General features: G+C 70.1%; 14 protein-coding genes and 2 pseudogenes. 9 read left to right on the plus strand and 7 right to left on the minus strand.

The genetic code is table 11. The annotated features are described in order from the left end of the window. Positions 1 to 153: 153 nt before the first annotated feature. The 3 genes and pseudogenes from ABTY15_RS33230 to ABTY15_RS33240 all read right to left on the minus strand — a co-directional run. Positions 154 to 282: pseudogene (locus tag ABTY15_RS33230) on the minus strand (Hsp20/alpha crystallin family protein); the annotation flags it as partial. A gap of 189 nt (positions 283 to 471) precedes the next feature. Then, positions 472 to 1,056, minus strand: a complete 585-nt coding sequence (locus ABTY15_RS33235; protein WP_350603904.1) for a DinB family protein — start codon at positions 1,054 to 1,056, stop codon at positions 472 to 474. A 185-nt stretch (positions 1,057 to 1,241) separates the two neighbouring features. Next, complete coding sequence (locus ABTY15_RS33240; RefSeq protein ID WP_350603908.1) at positions 1,242 to 1,781, minus strand: CGNR zinc finger domain-containing protein; 540 nt, start codon at positions 1,779 to 1,781, stop codon at positions 1,242 to 1,244. A 92-nt stretch (positions 1,782 to 1,873) separates the two neighbouring features. On the opposite strand from ABTY15_RS33240, the gene ABTY15_RS33245 reads away from it, so the two are divergent. Both ABTY15_RS33245 and ABTY15_RS33250 read left to right on the plus strand, forming a co-directional pair. Next, complete coding sequence (locus ABTY15_RS33245) at positions 1,874 to 3,445, plus strand: FAD-dependent monooxygenase (RefSeq protein WP_350603911.1); 1,572 nt, start codon at positions 1,874 to 1,876, stop codon at positions 3,443 to 3,445. 625 nt (positions 3,446 to 4,070) lie between these two features. Beyond that, the gene (locus ABTY15_RS33250) at positions 4,071 to 4,364 is read left to right on the plus strand and encodes a DUF1330 domain-containing protein (RefSeq protein WP_350603913.1); all 294 of its coding nucleotides are present in this window, start codon (positions 4,071 to 4,073) and stop codon (positions 4,362 to 4,364) included. A gap of 950 nt (positions 4,365 to 5,314) precedes the next feature. Here the strand turns inward: ABTY15_RS33250 and ABTY15_RS33255 are convergent. After that, on the minus strand, positions 5,315 to 6,262 hold the full coding sequence (locus tag ABTY15_RS33255) for a LysR family transcriptional regulator (RefSeq protein WP_350603917.1): 948 nt from the start codon (positions 6,260 to 6,262) through the stop codon (positions 5,315 to 5,317). A gap of 71 nt (positions 6,263 to 6,333) precedes the next feature. Between ABTY15_RS33255 and ABTY15_RS33260 the strand changes: the two genes are divergently transcribed. Continuing rightward, positions 6,334 to 7,068: an SDR family oxidoreductase gene (locus ABTY15_RS33260; protein WP_350603920.1), complete on the plus strand. Its 735-nt coding sequence runs from the start codon at positions 6,334 to 6,336 to the stop codon at positions 7,066 to 7,068. Between the two features lie 118 nt (positions 7,069 to 7,186). On the opposite strand, the gene ABTY15_RS33265 is transcribed toward ABTY15_RS33260, so the two are convergent. Then, positions 7,187 to 9,349: a HEAT repeat domain-containing protein gene (locus ABTY15_RS33265; RefSeq protein ID WP_350603922.1), complete on the minus strand. Its 2,163-nt coding sequence runs from the start codon at positions 9,347 to 9,349 to the stop codon at positions 7,187 to 7,189. A 390-nt stretch (positions 9,350 to 9,739) separates the two neighbouring features. Here ABTY15_RS33265 and ABTY15_RS33270 point away from each other — a divergent pair, with 390 nt between their 5' ends. Further along, entirely contained in the window at positions 9,740 to 10,411 is a 672-nt protein-coding gene (locus ABTY15_RS33270; RefSeq protein ID WP_350603925.1) for a hypothetical protein, read from the plus strand. A gap of 294 nt (positions 10,412 to 10,705) precedes the next feature. Continuing rightward, positions 10,706 to 12,148 carry a serine/threonine-protein kinase gene (locus ABTY15_RS33275; RefSeq protein WP_350604041.1) on the plus strand — a complete coding sequence of 481 codons (1,443 nt, stop codon included), beginning with the start codon at positions 10,706 to 10,708 and terminating at the stop codon, positions 12,146 to 12,148. Positions 12,149 to 12,339: 191 nt separating this feature from the next. Here the strand turns inward: ABTY15_RS33275 and ABTY15_RS33285 are convergent, their stop codons facing one another. Then, positions 12,340 to 12,759 carry an erythromycin esterase family protein gene (locus ABTY15_RS33285; RefSeq protein ID WP_350603928.1) on the minus strand — a complete coding sequence of 140 codons (420 nt, stop codon included), beginning with the start codon at positions 12,757 to 12,759 and terminating at the stop codon, positions 12,340 to 12,342. A gap of 30 nt (positions 12,760 to 12,789) precedes the next feature. Here ABTY15_RS33285 and ABTY15_RS33290 point away from each other — a divergent pair, with 30 nt between their 5' ends. From ABTY15_RS33290 to ABTY15_RS33300, 3 genes are all read left to right on the plus strand, one after another. Then, positions 12,790 to 13,263, plus strand: a complete 474-nt coding sequence (locus ABTY15_RS33290) for a hypothetical protein (protein ID WP_350603930.1) — start codon at positions 12,790 to 12,792, stop codon at positions 13,261 to 13,263. Positions 13,264 to 13,412: 149 nt separating this feature from the next. Next, positions 13,413 to 14,549: a hypothetical protein gene (locus ABTY15_RS33295; protein ID WP_350603934.1), complete on the plus strand. Its 1,137-nt coding sequence runs from the start codon at positions 13,413 to 13,415 to the stop codon at positions 14,547 to 14,549. A 128-nt stretch (positions 14,550 to 14,677) separates the two neighbouring features. Next, a complete protein-coding gene (locus tag ABTY15_RS33300; protein ID WP_350604044.1) occupies positions 14,678 to 15,208 on the plus strand; it encodes a Tn3 family transposase in 531 nt (176 codons plus the stop codon). Between the two features lie 165 nt (positions 15,209 to 15,373). Here ABTY15_RS33300 and ABTY15_RS33305 read toward each other — a convergent pair. Then, a pseudogene (locus ABTY15_RS33305) lies at positions 15,374 to 16,203 on the minus strand (oxidoreductase). A 93-nt stretch (positions 16,204 to 16,296) separates the two neighbouring features. Between ABTY15_RS33305 and ABTY15_RS33310 the strand changes: the two are divergent. Beyond that, positions 16,297 to 16,878: a TetR/AcrR family transcriptional regulator gene (locus ABTY15_RS33310; RefSeq protein WP_350603938.1), complete on the plus strand. Its 582-nt coding sequence runs from the start codon at positions 16,297 to 16,299 to the stop codon at positions 16,876 to 16,878. The last annotated feature ends 154 nt before the right edge of the window (positions 16,879 to 17,032 follow it).

The raw sequence follows: 17,032 nt of genomic DNA on the forward strand, positions 1-17,032 counted from the left end.
GGGCCTTGGCCCGGTTGTTGGAGCCCTTGGCCTTGCGGGCAAGGTCGCGCTGGGGTCGGTGGCCGGGTACAGGGCAGGCGAACAGGACGTCGTAGCCGGGCGGCAGCTGGAACAGGACACTCTCCATGAGGTCGTCGCCGACGGCGTCAGCCACTTGCGGGACTTGGCCTTCTCCGCGGCCGGGATCCTCAGGGTCAGCACGCCGGCGTCGTAGTCGGCGGTGATCCCCTCGGGGTCGAGCGTGTCGGAGAGCATGACCTGCCGGGAGAACACGCCGACCTCGCCCCGTTCGGCTACATCGACGGCTGGTACAACACCCGCCGCATCCAAGGGTGCCTCGGCCGGCTCAGCCCCGGCGGGTAGGAGGCGAAGCACTACGCTGACCAGGCGACGGTCGAACCAGTGGCCGTCGAACCACCCGCACCCGTCCTGACCAGGTATCAGCACCTCCCGCGCAACGGGGGCGCTGCACTAGGCCTTGGTCGGTGCGGCCGACCTGGCGGCCTGCTCGATCTTCGCGTAGTGGGCCGCACGGGCTTCCTCGTCGATCTGCTTCTCGTATTCGGCGCGCACCCCGGTCCGGCCGTCGAGGCCCTCGCGCAGGATGTCGGCGTGCCCGGTATGCCGGTTGGACTCGCCGAGGACATGGACCATGACGGCGAACAGGTTGGTGTTGGGACGGGGCTCCGGCCACCACGGCACGTGGCCGGGGGCGTCGAGGGACAGCTCGTTGATCGTCGCGTCCGAGTGTTCCCACGTGCGCCGGTAGAAGGCGATGATCTGATCGCGGGTCTCGTCCTCGGTCGCCCACTGGTCGCTGCCGTCGTGGTCCTGCCACCGGGGCAGCGGTTCCGGGGAAGGGCGGTCGAAGACCTCGCCGAAGTACCTGGCCTCGACGGTGGCGACGTGTTTGACCAGGCCGAGGAGGTTGGTCCCGGTTGCTGTCAGAGGTCGGCGGGCGTCGTACTCGGACAAGCCGTCGAGTTTCCAGAGCAGTGCTTCGCGGTCCCGCCGCAGTCTCGTGTGCAGGTTGTCCTTCGCGAATTCATCGATCATGCGGCATGAGCCTGCCATGGGCTGCTCGTGGTCTCAAGATCCCGTACGTGGTCCGCAACGACCGACGGAGCCGAGGCCTGGCCGTGGCCGCTGGCGTTCACGATGTTCGCGCTCACGGACGGCACTGCCTCGGGGCGAAGAGCGGCCGAGTTCTTGAAGCTTGTTGCGTTGGGAGGAGCTTCGGCTCATCGCCCGTTCCGGTTCCTGTGGGTGGCGACGCGTACCCGGGTGCCGCAGCGGGTGGAGCAGTAGCGCTGTGGGGTGCGTCGGCCGGTGTCGATGAAGTAGCGGTCGCATCCTGGGGCGGCGCAGCGGCCCCAGGCGCAGTAGCCGCGTTCGCCGAGCCAGAGTGCCAGTGCGAGGGCGGCGGTGGACAGGAGCCAGTGAGCTGGTTGCGCGTCATCCGGGGCCTGGGCGTGGAGCGACCAGCGGCGTTCGGGCAGGCGGACGAGTCGGGGCCTGGCGGGGTACTGGTCGAGGAGGGCGTTGATGGCGTCGGCGGCCTGGTCTTCGTCCTTGATGTCCAGGATGGCGGCGATGGTCGCTGTGGCTTCGCGCATCTCCCGTGCTGCGGTGTCGGTGAGCTGGAGGGGCGGGCCGCCGTGTCGTTGTGTCACGGCCTCCAGTTCGGCCGCGGTGGTCTCGGCCTGGTCCTGGACGGTGTTGACCAGGTCGGCCAGGAAGTACAGGCCGCGTGGATTGTCGTCGTCGAATCCCTGGTGCATCCGTGTCTCCCGTGGCAGGTCGAGGTTCCCACGCCTATGTTAACGTCTAAATTGAATTTAGACGTTACATCCCGTGGGGGAAGGGGTTTGCCATGGCTGTGTCGCAGACGTCGGTGCTGGTCGTCGGGGGCGGGCCGGTCGGTTTGACGCTGTCGGTCCTGCTGTCCGGGTACGGGGTGGACCATGTGCTGGTCGAGGCCCGCGGGGCGACCTCGAGCCACCCCAAGGCCCGCGGCGTCTCGGCGCGTTCCATGGAGATCTTCCGGCGCATCGGCCTGGAAGAAGCTGTCCGCTCCGCGGGCCTTTCGGGCGAGCAGGTCTACTTCTACCGCGGCCACGACCTCGTCGATCCCGGCTTCGTCCGCACCGGCCTCGCCGAGCAGTCCGACGACGGTGATGAGCGCACGCCCTCGCCCGGAATCATCTGCTCCCAGGACGCCCTGGAACCCGTCCTGCTGCGGTGCGCCGAGGCCCTGGCCGGCCCTCGGATCCGGTTCGGGACGCGGCTGGTCTCCTTCGCGGACGACGGCCGGGGTGTGCTGGCCGTGGTGGAGGACGCGGCCACCGGGGCCCGGCGCGAGGTGCGCGCGGACTGGCTGATCGGCTGCGACGGCGCCGCGAGCCCTGTCCGAAACGGGGCGGGGATCGCCATGGAGGGGCCCACCGGTCTGGGGCGCTATCTGAGTATCCGCTTCGAGGCGCCGCTCGGCCCGGTGGTGGCCGACCGTGCCAGCGCCTCGTACTTCCTCACCGCCCCCGGCCGGGGCGGTTTCATGGCGGTCGACAACGACCGGCACTGGATCTACCAGTACCCGCTCACCCAGGACGCGGAGCCGGCCGTGGATCCGTCCGACCCCGGGCACCTGACCGAGCTCATCCGCACTGCCGCGGGAATCCCGGACCTGGACGTGACGGTCCGCGACACGATGACCTGGCGCATGGACGCCCAGCTCGCCACCGCCTACCGCCGTTCCCGCGTCCTGCTGGCGGGCGACGCGGCCCACCTCATCCCGCCGACCGGCGGGCACGGTATGAACACCGGCATCGGCGACGTGGACAACCTCGCCTGGAAACTCGCGGCCGTCACCGCCGGCTACGCCGGCGACGCCCTGCTCGACACCTACGAGGCCGAACGCAGGCCCGTCGCCCGCCAGGTCATCGACATCTCCACCGCCAACGCCCGAGCCCGTGCCGGCTACCGCATCGACGACGAACTCCTCCTGACCGCCGCCTACGCCTCGACCGCGGTTGTCCCGGACACGGACACGGCGCCTGAGGTCGCGGCGTTGCATCCGGGCGGCTACTACCGTCCCGTCTCCCGTCCGGGAGCGCGCATGCCGCACGTCCGCCTCAGCGACGGGCCCGCAGGCGTGACGTCCACCCTCGATCTCGTCGGCCCCGGCTTCACCCTGCTCACCGCGACGGACAGCCCGGCGTGGCGGCGACAGGCCGAAGCCGCACAGAAGGAGGGAATCCCCCTCAACGTCCAGGCGGTCAACACCGGCACCCGGGGGGAACGCACCCCGGGGCAGTGGGAACGCCTCATCGGCACCGACAGCGGCGCGGCAGCAGTCCTGATCCGCCCCGACGGACACGTGGCCTGGCGCGGCACTGACACGGCGGCGGATCTTCGAGCCGTCCTCCGCAGCGTCCTCTCCTCCTGACCTCCTGCTCGGCCGCGCCACCTTGCTCCCGTGAGCCTGTCGGAGGCCGTGATCGGGGACAGTGGCGCCGGAGGGCGTTCGTCACTCTCGTGCGGGCGGCTCCAGGAGCACGTCCCAGGAGGTCGGGTTGAGGACCGGGCCATGGGCGGGCGGGGGTCAGGCCCCTTCCTCCAGCTCGTATGCCGGCAATCCGGGCCGCGTCGTGGTCAGCCCTCGGGGCAGGCGAAGCGCAGCGAGCACCGGCGGTCGGCGCCGTCGTCGCTGAAGGTCTGTTCGACCAGGTGCCAGCCGGCCAGTTCGATCCGCTGTACGTACATGGTGAGGTTCTGGTCGGGATGTGCGGGGTGGAGCCGGATGTCGTGACGGTGTTCGGCGTCGCCCCTGTCACTGCACCGCATGGCGTGCTTGGCGCGGACGCTGTGCCTGCGGCCGATGCGCAACGGGACCCGGCCGGTCGCCGACGCTGCCTACTACTCAGGATGCTGACCGCGAGTTCCGCACGGCGACCGCCGGGTCGGCTGACCGGCGTGCTCTCCGAACCACCCCGGCGTCCCGTCGTTGGGTACGATCGATCTGAATTACATATTCGAAGTCAGATGTGCTCACACGAACACTGGGGGGTTCCGTGCCAAAAGGCTACTGGGTCAGTGTCTACCGCACCATTTCAGACCCTGAGAAGCTGGCTGCCTACAACAAGCTGGCCGGTCCGGCCGTCCGGGCCGGGGGCGGGCGGACCCTCGCCCGTGACGGTCGGGTCGTCGCACACGACGCCGGAATCGCCGAGCGCACCGTCCTGATCGAGTTCGACAGCTTCGAACAGGCCGTCGCGGCGCACGAGAGTGAGGCCTACCAGGAGGCGCTGGTCGCGCTCTCCGACGGCGTCGAGCGCGACTTCCGCATCATCGAAGGCATCGACTGACAGTCGGCGACCTGCCCGGCGGCCAGCTCCGACGGGCACCGCGACGGAGAAGAAGCACCACACCGCCGGGCAGGCACGTTCGGCTACCGGGAGTTCTCCGCCGCGGAGCCGGAGGTCCGGTGACGGCACTGGCCCGGTACGGGATGGGCTCGAAGCACCCACCCTGCGGGACCTGGAGGAGACCCGGAAGACCGCGACGATGCCAGTCCCGCGCGTCGGTCTCGTACTGCACGTGCGGGGCGGCAGGGGGCGGTCCGCCCTCTACACGAGGAGTTCCGGATTCCGGATGGTGGCGCGGCACGGGTGGAGCGTGCAATGGGCCGGTGTTGTCGCCGTCGAGTGCGTGGGGGAGCTTCCTTGCAAATGACGCACTGTGACCCGAACCTGCTGATGTGGATGTACGGATCACGGTCGCCATTGTCGGAGTGGCCGGTGCGGCTGTCGGGTTGGTCCTTGGTGCGTTCTTCGAACGGTCGCGTGCCCGTGCAGGCTACCTGGCGCGGCAATACCGGGAGCACGTAGCACTGTTGCTGAAATTCGCTCATTCCGCGTCGAACGATGACAAGCTCCGCGATGAGATCCTTAAGGGGAGATCCGGAGTCGAGGCCGATGCCCGACTCTTCGATGGCGGGCCTGCCAGAAGAGCCTTGTCCGAGGTTCACAGGTGCTTTGAGGACGATTCCCGCGAGCTTACGATCGAGGTGGTCGAGAACCTCGCCAGAACTCTTCGAGGTCCTTGGTATCGCCGGCTCTCCCCCCAAAGACGCTGGTTCAGATGACTGCGCAGTCCCTGCCCGCTCCGGACTGGAACCACGTCGGGCCCGGACGGACTCGGAGGTAACAGCACATGGCGGTGGCGGGTGAGGGGGTGCCGGCCTTTCTTCGCACTGGTGGTGGTCTGACACTGGTCCTGCGGTGATCGCCATAGCGGGACGGGTGAGTGCCCCCGGTCAGTAGGCCAGTGCGTTCAGGTGGTCGGGGTGGTGGGCGGCGACGTCGTGGGCGGCTTGGACGAAGGCGGCGACGGCTGCGGATCGCGAGGTCTCCGGCCAGGCGACCACGACCGCGCTGGGGCTGAGGCCGGTGACCGGCCGGTAGGCGATGTCCGGGCGCTGGTGCCGCTTGGTGGTGGAGAGCGCCAGGAACGCCACCGCCTGGCCCAGCGCGACCACCTCCAGGAGTTGCTCGACGCTGGCCACGAGCGGCCCCTCAGGAGTGTCGGCCGGCGCCGGGCCGGTGTGGCCGTCGCCTGCCTCCGCTCCGTCGCATCCCGTGTAGTAGGCGGTGGTGGAGGGGGCAGCCCCCTTCCAGCGTGGGATCGGTTCGCTCTTGAGGTCGGCCAGCCGCAGTAGCTCGCGTCCGGCCAGGCGGTGCGCGGCGGGGAGAACGGCCAGTCGCGGCTCGACCACGAGCGTCTGGGAATCCAGCCCTTGACCGTCGAACGGGCTGCGCAGCAGCGCCACATCGGCACGGCCGTCCCGCAGCATGGCGATCGGCTCTCCACTGCCGCCGACGACGACTTCAGGTGGCGGCAGATGCGAACCCGTTCCCCGGTAGGCGGCGAGGATCTCCCGCAGCAGTCCGGCATCGCCTCCCGGCTTGACCGCCACGACGAGCTGGGGTGTCGGCTGACCGGCCCGGCGTGCACGCCGGGCCGCCGCGTGCACCGCGTCGACCGCGATCCGGGCCTGGTCGAGCAGCACCTGACCGGCGGTGGTCAGGCTCACCCGCCGGGTGGTGCGTTCCAGCAGGCGCACACCGAGCCGGGACTCCATCTGAGCGATCGTCTTCGACAGCGGGGGCTGCGCCATCCCCAGGCGCTGCGCGGCCCGACTGAAGTTCAGTTCCTCGGCGACCGCGATGAAGTACCTCAGCTCCCGCACATCCAGCTCAGTCATATCTAGCGACTATAGATCCAGACTCTTCCGGTCTTTCCCTGCCGCCCGTGGGCGAGGGCAGGCTGGGTGCCATGACGACTCCGCAGAAGACTGCTCTGATCACCGGTGCGAACAAGGGCATCGGCAAGGAAACGGCGCGCAGGCTCGCAGCCCTCGGCATCACCGTGCTGATCGGCGCCCGCAACGCCGAGCGTGGCGAGGCGGCGGCCGAGGAGCTTCGCGCCGACGGCGCCGACGTACGGTTCGTACCGCTGGACGTCACCGACGAGATCTCGGTCCAGGCCGCCGCCAAGCACATCGACGCCACGTTCGGCCGCCTCGACATCCTCGTCAACAACGCCGCGATCGCCGCCGGACCGCAAGCACCGAGTGAAACCCCCGCCGCCACCGTCCGGCAGGTCTACGAGACCAACGTGTTCGGCGTCATCGCGGTGACCCACGCCATGCTCCCCCTGCTCCGCCGCTCCGCCGCCGCACGCATCGTCAACATGTCCAGCGAACTCGGCTCCCTCACCCACCAGGCCGACCCGGGCAGCCCGTGGTCCTCCTACTACTCGGTTCTCCTCCCGTACTGCACCTCGAAGAGCGCGCTGAACGCGATCACCGTGCTCTACGCCAACGAACTGCGCGCCGAAGGGATCCTGGTCAACGCGGTGAGTCCCGGCTACTGTGCGACCGACCTCAACCGCCACAGCGGGATGCGCACGCCGGAGGAGGGCGCGGCCATCGCGGTCGACCTGGCGACCGTGGGCGAGGACGGCCCGACGGGCGCCCTTCTGGCCGAGGACGGGCCGATTCCCTGGTGAGACCGTGCCGCGCCGTCTCCGCCCGAAGCCTGACGGGGGTGTTCCCAGCCTCCGCAGTGATGATCACCGGCTTCGTGCGCGGCGCCCCTCCCCACGGGCGCAGCTGGCGGGCGCGGCCTCAGGCCAGATGGTCGATGACGGCCAGGCCGTCGCGCTGCAGTGCCTCGTCGTTCTCGACGCTCCTGAGGAAGTCGCCGCTGCGGCGGGCCAGGGCAAGTTCCGCGCGGATCCGGGGGAAAGCGGGCGCGGCGGCGGGGCCCATCCGCCGCAGGCACTTCAGTACGTGGTTGGCGGTCGCGTCGTTCTTCTCCCAGGCCTCCAGCAGTACCGGCAGGACGACCGCTGCCTCGGCCGGGCCGCCGATGTCGTGGATCGCGGCGGCGGCGTGCACCCGGGTCCACTCGTTCCCGGCTCGGAGCATCTGCCGCAGGTGGGGCAGGGCCGCGGCCGCCGGCGCTCCGATCCGGCCGAGGGCGTCGGCCGCTTCCTGCTGCTTGTGGGTGTCGAGCAGGTCGGTCAGCCGCGGCACGGCATCCGCGGGGTCGCCTTCGAGGGCCCACAGGGCTTCGGCCGCGGCGAGGCGCACGTCCAGGTCCTCGGCGTCGGCGAGCGGCCGGACCGTCTCCAGGGCGGAGGCGGCGCCGGTGCCGAAGTGGGCCAGCGCGTCGAGGGCCGCGGCTGCGCCGCGCCACTGCTCGTGCCGGACGGAGGCGGTGACGGCTGCGGTGAGTGCGGGCACGGCCGCCGGGTCGCCGAGCCGGCGGAGGGCGGCGACCAGCGCGCAGGCGTCCGACCAGTACCAGTCCTGGGAGAAGTCCGCGTCGGCCAGGCGCCGGGAGAGCCTGGGCAGCAGCTCAGCGGCGGCCTGCGGGAGGTGACCGGCGGCCTGCACCGCGCGCCAGGCGTCGGCGTCGGTGTCCAGTGCCGTCAGCAGTCCGGGCAGGGCGCGCTCGTCACCGAGGCGGGCCAGTGCCGTGACTGCCTCCTGGTGGGCCCGGCGCAGCAGGGGGTGCGGTGTGGCCCACACGTTCGGTCCGTGGGTGGTGCGGTGGGCTTCGACGAGGGCGGCGAGGGCCTCGCGGGCGGGTTCGGCGAGGGTGGTGGGGAGTTGGCCGAGGGTCTCGGCCGCTTCGGCGGCGGTGTACGGGTCGTGGGGCAGCAGGCAGTCGGCGAGCAGCCGGACGAGGCCGGAGTGGTCGCCGCGCCAGGAGCCGATCAGGGCCTTGGCCATCTTGATGGCGTCGTACCGGGTGGCCCGGTCCGGGCTGCGGAGTTGGGCGGTGAGCAGGGCCGTGCGCTCGGGCAGCCGGGTGTCCAGGACCTGGTGAAGGGTGGTCAGCAGTTCGGTGGTCGGGGCGTGTACCCGGTCGTGCCGGTCGAGGTCGGCGAAGACCGCGGCGAGCTGCGGCGGGACACCCTGGTTCGGTGCCGGTGCCGGTGCCGGTGCCGGTGCGGCGGTGGCGACGTCCGGGCAGGTGCACTGCCCGCAGTCGGCCGGCTGGGCGTCGGCCTCGCCCTCGGCCTCGCCCTGGGGTGCGGGTGCGGGTGTGAGCTGCTGGAGCAGGTCGGTCGCCGTCGGGACGAGGTCGGCGTCGATCACCTCCTGTGTGCAGGCGGCCCGGTGGACGAGGGCGGCGAGCCGGATGTCGGAGTCCAGCGCGGTGTCGGCCGCCAGGGTGGCGAACCAGGTCGTCACCGGGCCGAGCGCGGCGGGCAGCCGCCGGGCCAGTGTCGCGGCCGTGTCGATGGCCAGGAGCCGCTCCGCGGTGCCGCTCTCGGCCGCCAGCCGCTCGCGCAGCAGGGCGAACGCCCGGTCGGCGTCGTCGAGGAACAGCCCCAGGGCCGGGACGGCGGCCTGCCGCACCCGCGGGTCCGGGTCGGCCGCGTGCCGGACGAAGTCCTCGACACGCTCACGCATCGGGGGCACGACATCCGCATGGGGCGTCGACGCATGGCCGGACGGACCGTAGTAGACGCCGTAGGGGTCGCAGTCCAGCGCCGCCCTGCCGATGCTGAGCAGCAGCCGGATGACGGCCGCGCGGTCGGGCACCCGGGGGTCGTCGGCGAGCGCGAGCAGGAACGGCAGGCTCGCTGCCGTGCACGAGTAGACGCCGCCCTGGTGATGGGCCGCGCTGTAGAAGCTGCTGAAGGCCTTCTCCCGGACGTCGGGGTCGGGCGAGGCCATCTGCTCCAGCCACAGCGGGACTTCGTCGGCCGGGCCGTAGGCGTGGCCCATGGACGACCAGTCGACGAGGTCGATGCCCTCAAGGTTGTTGATCATGGGGCGCACAGTGCCACGGGGCACTGACACTGCCACCGGGGCGCGTATCCGGTGGTGATCAGGAAGGGGCTGGATGGGGTTGGATGGGGTGCCTGTCGCTCCGGGCCCCTCCGTTGTCGTGCCCGACCGGCATGGCCCGGAGGCTACAACCCGGAGCAGGTGGGCTACCCGTGGCCGTAGCCGGCCGACCCGCTGTTCATGTGAACGGCAGGAAGAGGAAGAGGCGAGGCTGGACCTCTCCCCGCCATGGGGCAGCATCCACTCGAACCTGCCATGTCCATGGGGGAACGTGACCCGTGCAGGGCTCGGAAGCGGGGCCGTGAACCTGCGGGCTGTCAGTCCCGGTCGACAGGATGCGTGGTGACACAGCAGCTCGCACCGAGGAGCACCATGACCGCCGGCACCGGATCGACCTACCGACCCGTCTTCCAAGCCTTCTGGTGCGCCACCGACCTCGGTCCGCACCGCCCGTGCGGCGGCACCTACCAGTGGTACGGCTCCGACACGCTGCCACCGCTGGACCCGGCTCGTTTCGACGGCGGGTTCGGGTGGCTCGGCGGCACGGGCCCAGTGGTGCCGGAGCTCGCCGAACACCTCGACGCCGTTGCCGCCGGGCTGGCGGGCGCCGGGCTGGTGCTGCCCGCCGACTTCACCGCTTTCCAGACCGGCGCCGGGAGCCACCGGGCCCTGGACGCGGTGTCGGCCACGGCCTGCTGGACGGACGTTTCATCGCCGATACCGAGCCCGGTGGAGCCCGGCGCCTTCCTGGTCCGTTTCCTGCGCGACCAGCAGGACTGCGTGCACTGGTACCTCTACCTCCGTCCCACTGGCGAAGCCTTCGTGGTGGCCTCCCCGCTGGACCTCGAGGACGCGCCCGAGCCGGACGAACCGGGCGTGCCGCTGGACTGGTTCGGGGCCATCGCCTGGTGCGCTTCCTCGTTCGAGGAGTTCGCGTACCGCTTCTGGGTGGAGAACCGCCTCTGGTGCGCGCTGCACGGGTACGGCGGCGAGACCATGGACGACGAGCTCGCCGGGTACCTCGCGCACTACCAGCGGGACTGACCGGGAGATCAGACCGGGTCTGTCAGTTGCGTGCACGGGTGAGCTGGGGATTCGTTGCCGAGTGCAGGGGAACTGCGGATGCCCGGACGCGTCGAAGTCGCCTGCGCTACGGTCGCTTTGGCCGTAGCTGTGTGCGCGACGAGGGGGCTTCCGCGTGGCAGATGGGCCGGTGGCCGAGCGTGGGGTGCTTACCTCGCCGACCCAGATGTGGGAGACCGCTCAGGAGGACAGGATGTTCGAAACGGGGCAGGCGTGACAGCGCGGGACCAGCTCCTCGGGGGCCGTTACCGGTTGGTGCGGCAGCTCGGCGAAGGTGGAATGGGGCAGGTGTGGGAGGCGCAGGACGAGACGCTGGGCCGGCCCGTCGCAGTCAAGCTGATCTCCCTGCTCGCCGGTGGCGGAAGCCGCGGCGATGAGGCACGCGCCAGGTTCCTGCGCGAGGCACGGATCACCGCCCAGTTGCAGCACCCCAACATCGTGACCATCCACGACTTCGGTGAGACCGGCACGGGGGACAGCAGGGTCCCGTTCCTGGTGATGGAGCTGGTACGAGGCGAGGGCCTGGACGCGATGCTGCGCAAAGGCGCTGTCACCTTGCAGGACGCTGCCCGATGGGGCGTACAGATATGTGACGCACTTGCTGACGCGCACGAAGCCGGGATCATGCACCGGGACATCAAGCCCTCCAACATCCTCATCACGACTTCCGGCGTCGTGAAGGTCCTCGATTTCGGCGTCGCGAGGGCGGCCGACCCCTACGCGACCGCGGACCGGCTCACCCGGACCGGCTTCATCGTGGGCACACCTCCGTACATGGCGCCCGAACAAGCACGTGGCCTCCCGGAACCGCGCAGCGACCTGTACGCACTCGGCTGCATTCTCTTCGAGCTGATCACAGGCCAGTTGCCCTTCCAGGCCCCCGACGCCTTGGGATACCTCTCGGCCCATCTCACCCAGGAACCCCCCACCCCCAGCTCGGTCTCCACGGACATCCCACCCGCCTGGGACGACCTCGTGCTCACCCTGCTGCACAAAGACCCCACACAGCGGTACCCGAACGCCGCCAGCCTCTCCCAGGCACTGCGACAACTCGACCGAACCCATGTCCCCACAACCGCCGGGCCGATCAGGGTCCCCGCACGCCCCTCTCGTCCGGAGTCCCGCGCCCCCGAACCGGACCGGAGTCCGCCGGTCGGGCCCGGTCGCTCCGACGCCGCAGGCTCAGTGTCCGACAGCGCCGCCGGATACCTCTTCACCGGAAGTCCCGTCCCCCGTGTCATGGCCGCCTTCTGGGGCCTGGTCACACTTGCCCTCGGCCTTGTGGTCCTCGGGTTCTCGGCGCCCCAACTGGCCAAGCACGTCTTTCCGGCAATCGGCGGAGCCGTTCTGATCGGCTGTGCTGCCCTCTTACTCCGTCGCGGCCTGGCGCGGCGGGACCGACTTCAGGTCGATCCATCCGGCGTGCGGGCCCAGTCGCGCGCATTCCGCGCCACCATCACATGGGACCGGATCGCCCGAATCGGACTGGTTCGTATCCACTCACGGCACTTCGTCGTGGCCTGGCTGGCAGACGGCACCTCCCTGCCCCCTGGAATGCCCAGGCAAGCGGCCTTCAGCGGCGGCTGCGTCATCTACACCCTTCCGCCCGCCCGAGGGACGAACCGTGAACTCTTCGCTTCAGAGGTGAGAGGCGCCCTGATCCAGCACTCCGGAGGCCGATTCGACCCCGCCGCGTAATCATCGGCCTTGCCCGGATACCGGAAGCTGTACCCGCGGGCCGGTGTTCGTCACCCACCGCCGCCCCGGCCCCGGCAAGGTGCTTTCCCCGCGCGACGTCTGCTCGACCGGGAGGACACCGGTGTCTTCTGGATGTGGGCGTTGTGAGCCGCCAGCACGACGCGGGTGCCGGGTGGGAAGCGGTCCAGGTGTCACAGGACCGACTCGGCCATGTAGATGTCGCGGGCTGAGGTGTCGGCGGTCAGCCCTTTGCCGGCGAAGAGGTCGGCCATGGCGCGGAAGGTGTAGTCGGCGTGGCAGGCGCCTTCGAGTCGGCGCACGGCGATGTCGAAGCTGTGCTGGTCGGCGCGGGAGACATACAGCGGTTCGACGGAGCGGAACCGGATGAGCAGGCGTGCCAGGGTCGCGCTGAGGGCGTCCTGTTCGGCGGTGGCCAGGCGTGCCCACGCGGGCGCGGCGACGGCCGCAGAGCCACCGGCGAACGATTCGGCGATCCGCATCGCCTCCTGGACGACCGGCAGGGTTTCGGGATCGATCCGGCGAAGGTAGTCGGCGACCGGGGCCAGGGCGGGAGGCAAGGAACTACCGGCCGCCCGGATGCCGATGCCCATGAAGCGCACCGGTGTTGAGGCGATGTGGTTGTGCCGGCGATCACCCCGAACACGCTCGCCAGGGCATACAACGACGCCGGCTACTTCGCCCGCAACGTCCGCACCATCGAAGTCCTCGTCGACCGCGACGCCGTCACCTCCGGCGCCGCCGCGGCCGGGGAGCCCTGGCAGTACTACGACATGGGCCACGGCTACTGCACCTACACGTTCTTCGAGCAGTGCCAGCACCGGATGGCCTGCGCCCGGTGCGACTTCTACACGCCGAAGGCCTCTACCAAGGGCCAGCTACTGGAGGCCAAGGACAATCTTCAGCGGATGCTGGCCAGCATCCCGCTCACCGATGACGAGCAGGCTGCGGTCGACGACGGCCAGGCCGCGCTCGATCAACTCCTGGTGCGACTGACCGACGTGCCCACCCCGGCGGGGCCGACGCCCCGTCAGATCGGCATCCCCGCCACTGCAACGCTGCTGCCGATCGTCGATGTCCGCCAGGGACACACCTGAGCTGGCACCGATCCGGACGCGAGACCTGTCACCCGCGCCGCGCCAGCGCGGCGCGGTCCGTTCCCGCCAATGCCAGTTCGATGCTCTGGTCGCAGTGCGCCCGACCTCGGGTCGGCTGATGGTCCAGTCCAGTGTTCTAGCCTTGGCCAATGACCGATATACACGCTGCCGATGAGCCTGACGGGGCCTGGGCCAGGCTGACTGCAGCTACCGACCTCGATCGGCGAGTAGCCCTCTCCTGGCTCTCTGGGCTCGGTTTCAACCGCTCGGCGCCTGTCGACGTGCTCCTTACCCTTCTGGATGCCGACGAGACAGGCTTCCTCTGGCGGGAGGACCTTCCGCCAGAGATCATGGATGCCGCGGTCGTCCACGATGCCAGGCGCGTGCGCGTCATTGCTGCGGAGTCCGGCCGCCTCTCGGCCACACAGTGGGACCGGCTCGTCGCCGCCACGCCGAATCCGGGGCTGCGCGAGCTCTTCGCAGAGCTCGCGGGAGAGCAGCTGGCCGCCAGGCGACTCTCCCGCGGCGGCCGTGGCATCGGCCGTGCTCCGCACCCCGACGCCACGCCGCCCAAGACACCGGAGGAGATCACGGCGATGGCCGCCGAAGTGCCGGACATCGACCCGGACGGCCAGACGACCGCGCTTTGGTGGATCGGCGCCCTGCACGAGAACGCCGAAGCCATGCGTCAGCTCGCGGCCTCGCCGAAACTGCTGATTCGCCGCAGCGTCGCAAGAGCACCACGCCTGCCCACAGACGTGGCGGCCGCGCTCGCCCGCGACCAGGATCGCGTCGTGCGGCTCTTTCTCGCCGAGTCATGCGACGACGCTCCACCAGAGATGCTCCTGGAGGTGGCCGCATGGTGGGAAGGGAGCCTGTCCTTCCCCGGCCGACCGCACAATCACCCCAACTTCCCCCGCGACGGCCTGCTGCGCTACGCGACAGACCCGAACCCGCGCCTGCGAGCCCTCGCCCTCGACGACCCGGCCTCAACGAGCGCACTCGTCGAGCAGCTCAGCTACGACCCCGATCCGATCGTGCGCAGAGCCGCCGGCCAGGACCAACGCCTCTCGCCGGAATCGCTCCGAAGACTGGCTGCCGACACCGACCAAGGCGTGCGCTGGCGAGCATGGCTCAACCCCTCCATTCCGCCGGATGCGCTGGTGACGCTGCTGCTCGATGCCCACAGCGCCGAGCACGCTGCCCACAACCCCGTCATCCCCATCCCCGTCATACGCCGCATGGCCGCGCTCGGGACACTCCAAGCCACGACCAAAACCTCATGAGTACCGGAGGACGGCGCAGGTGGCACGTGGCGTTCCTCGTTGCTGGCGGTGCGTGGGAGCCGGCCAAACCCCACGGTCCACGGCGACCACAAACTTGACAAACCAGATTCCACAGAACTTGCGACTACCTGGCCGACCCTGGCCTACGGCGCGAGATCCACGGCGGGCTCCAGGTCGTGGAGAACTGGAACAGCGCGAACACCGTGCTCCACTACGGCAAGGACGGCGCCCTGACCGGCCCGGACAAGGAGCACGCCGAGACCTCGATGCTCGCCCTCCACCTGCTCCAGTCCGCCCTCGTCCACATCAACACCATGCTGCTGCAGCAGGTCCTCGCCGAAATCGACACCGCCACCATGGAGGGTCGGGCGATGTTCGGGATGCTGTCGGTACTTGCCGAGCTCCAACGCGAGCTGATCGTGGCAAACACGATGGACGGCCTGGCCTCGGCCCGCGCCAGGGGCCGGGTCGGCGGACGCCGGCCGAGGCTCACTGTGGACCAGGCCGCGCTCGCCCAGCAGCTCTACGACGCACGCGAGAAGACTGTCCAGCAGATCGCCGACCTGTTCGGCGTGCCCCGCTCGACGGTGTACGGGCACCTGGACCGCGAGAAGACTGTGCCCCGCCAACCCAAGAAGACCGCGGCCACGAAGCACTGACCGCTAGTTTGCGGCTGGGGTCAAAGATAGGAGTCCGGGGCTGGCTCTGTTCACGAGTTGTGACAGCACTTGTTGACGAGTTTGGGAGGCACTTGAGCGGCGACGGCCGTCGAACAGTTCGCGAGATTCGACAGCACCCTGCCGACCTCGACTGTCCCGGATGGTTCAGCGCGGCAGGCCGACGGCGCGGGAGATGACGGTGTCGAAGGCGCGGTCGGGCAGGAGACGGCGCAGGGCGATGAGGGGGCGGGCGCCGAAGCCGCTGGCGTAGCGGGTCTTGGGGCGGCGGGCGGTGACGGCCTTGCCGATGGCGTCGGCGATGACGCCCGGCGGGGAGTTGCGCTTCGCGTTGGCCTCGGAGCGCAGGGAGGAAGCCACGGCGGCGGCCTGGGTGGCGTAGGCGCCACTGGTGGAGGACTTCTCCAGCTTGTCGGCGGCGATGGCACCCCATTCGGTGGCGATGCCGCCCGGCTCGATGACGACGACGTCGATGCCGAAGGGCTTGGCCTCCAGGCGCAGGCAGTCGCTGAGGGCTTCCAAGGCGAACTTGGTGCCGTGGTACCAGCCGCCGAGCGGGGTGTAGATCTTGCCGCCCATCGAGGTCACGTTGACGACGGTGCCGCAGCGCTGGGCGCGCATGTGGGGCAGCACGAGCTGGGTCAGGCGGACCGCGCCGAGACGTTGACCTCGAACTGGTAGCGGGCCTCGTCCAGGGGCACGTCTTCGAGGGCGCCGTAGGAGCCGTAGCCGGCGATGTTGGCCAGCACGTCGATCCGGCCGGTCTTCGCGATGATCTTGTCGATGCCGGTCTGCATCGAGGTGTCGTCGGTGACGTCCATGGCCAGTGGGCGGATGCCGCGGTCGGCGAGCTTGGCCAGGCGGTCGGTGCGGCGGGCGGCCCCGTAGACGGTGTAGCCGAGCTCGTGGAGCTTGAGGGCGGTGGCCTCGCCGATGCCGGAGGAGGCACCGGTGACAAGGGCGGTCTTGGCGGGCATGGCGGTAGTCCTCACAGGTAATATGAACTGTGGTTCACCATCTATCCTGAACCTTGGTTCATCTTGATGCAAGTGAAAGGGCAGGCGAGTTCCGTGACCCAGGCCAGGGCGCCGCGCGCCGACGCGGTCCGCAACCGACGGAAGATCCTCACCGCCGCCGGTGAGCAGATCACCCAGCACGGTCCCGAGGTCGGCATGGACGAGATAGCCGCCGCTGCGGGCGTGGCCGTGGGCACCCTGTACCGGCACTTCCCCACCAAGACGGACCTGGTCGCCGCCGTCGTCGCCGAGTGCGTCGCCCGCGTCGCCGACGACGCCGAAGCCGTCCTCGCCCGCGTCGCCGCCGGAGCCCGGGCCGCGGACGAGCTGACCGCCTTCCTCGGCCGCGTCGTCGAGCAGTCCGTCACCGACCGCGCCGTGAAGGCGGCCGCCCAGACGCTGGGCGCGGAGCCGGGCGACCACGCCAACGAGGACCGCGGCAGCAACGCCGTTGCCGCACTCATCCGGGCTGGCCAGTCCGATGGCGACATCCACCCCGACGTCACCGTCGGTGACATCTACCTGCTGTTCTCCACCGCTCCCACCGACCAATCGCCCGCGGCCCGGGCCCGTTGGCTCGCCCTGGTCACCCCCGGTCTGACCACCGGAGCCCGGCCGGCAGGCAACCGACGCTGAGGAGACCCCGGTACCGCATCAGGCGGTGCTGTCGCTTCTCGTGAACATCGAACACGACCGGTTCATGGTGCTGTTCAAAGTCGCGTACATTCGCTGCCGCAACTCATGAACAAGGCCACGGGGCCGACAGGTCGTCGTCCGTCCCCTCACCCTG

The sequence above is a fragment of the Kitasatospora sp. NPDC097643 genome (assembly GCF_040302625.1).
Lineage (GTDB): Bacteria > Actinomycetota > Actinomycetes > Streptomycetales > Streptomycetaceae > Kitasatospora.

Coding starts and splice junctions, on each gene's coding strand:
- ABTY15_RS33235 (WP_350603904.1), bottom strand. CDS start 1,056: ATGATCGATGAATTCGCGAAGGACAACCTGCACACGAGACTGCGGCGG.
- ABTY15_RS33240 (WP_350603908.1), bottom strand. CDS start 1,781: ATGCACCAGGGATTCGACGACGACAATCCACGCGGCCTGTACTTCCTG.
- ABTY15_RS33255 (WP_350603917.1), bottom strand. CDS start 6,262: ATGACTGAGCTGGATGTGCGGGAGCTGAGGTACTTCATCGCGGTCGCC.
- ABTY15_RS33245 (WP_350603911.1), top strand. CDS start 1,874: ATGGCTGTGTCGCAGACGTCGGTGCTGGTCGTCGGGGGCGGGCCGGTC.
- ABTY15_RS33260 (WP_350603920.1), top strand. CDS start 6,334: ATGACGACTCCGCAGAAGACTGCTCTGATCACCGGTGCGAACAAGGGC.
- ABTY15_RS33270 (WP_350603925.1), top strand. CDS start 9,740: ATGACCGCCGGCACCGGATCGACCTACCGACCCGTCTTCCAAGCCTTC.
- ABTY15_RS33285 (WP_350603928.1), bottom strand. CDS start 12,759: ATGGGCATCGGCATCCGGGCGGCCGGTAGTTCCTTGCCTCCCGCCCTG.
- ABTY15_RS33295 (WP_350603934.1), top strand. CDS start 13,413: ATGACCGATATACACGCTGCCGATGAGCCTGACGGGGCCTGGGCCAGG.
- ABTY15_RS33265 (WP_350603922.1), bottom strand. CDS start 9,349: ATGATCAACAACCTTGAGGGCATCGACCTCGTCGACTGGTCGTCCATG.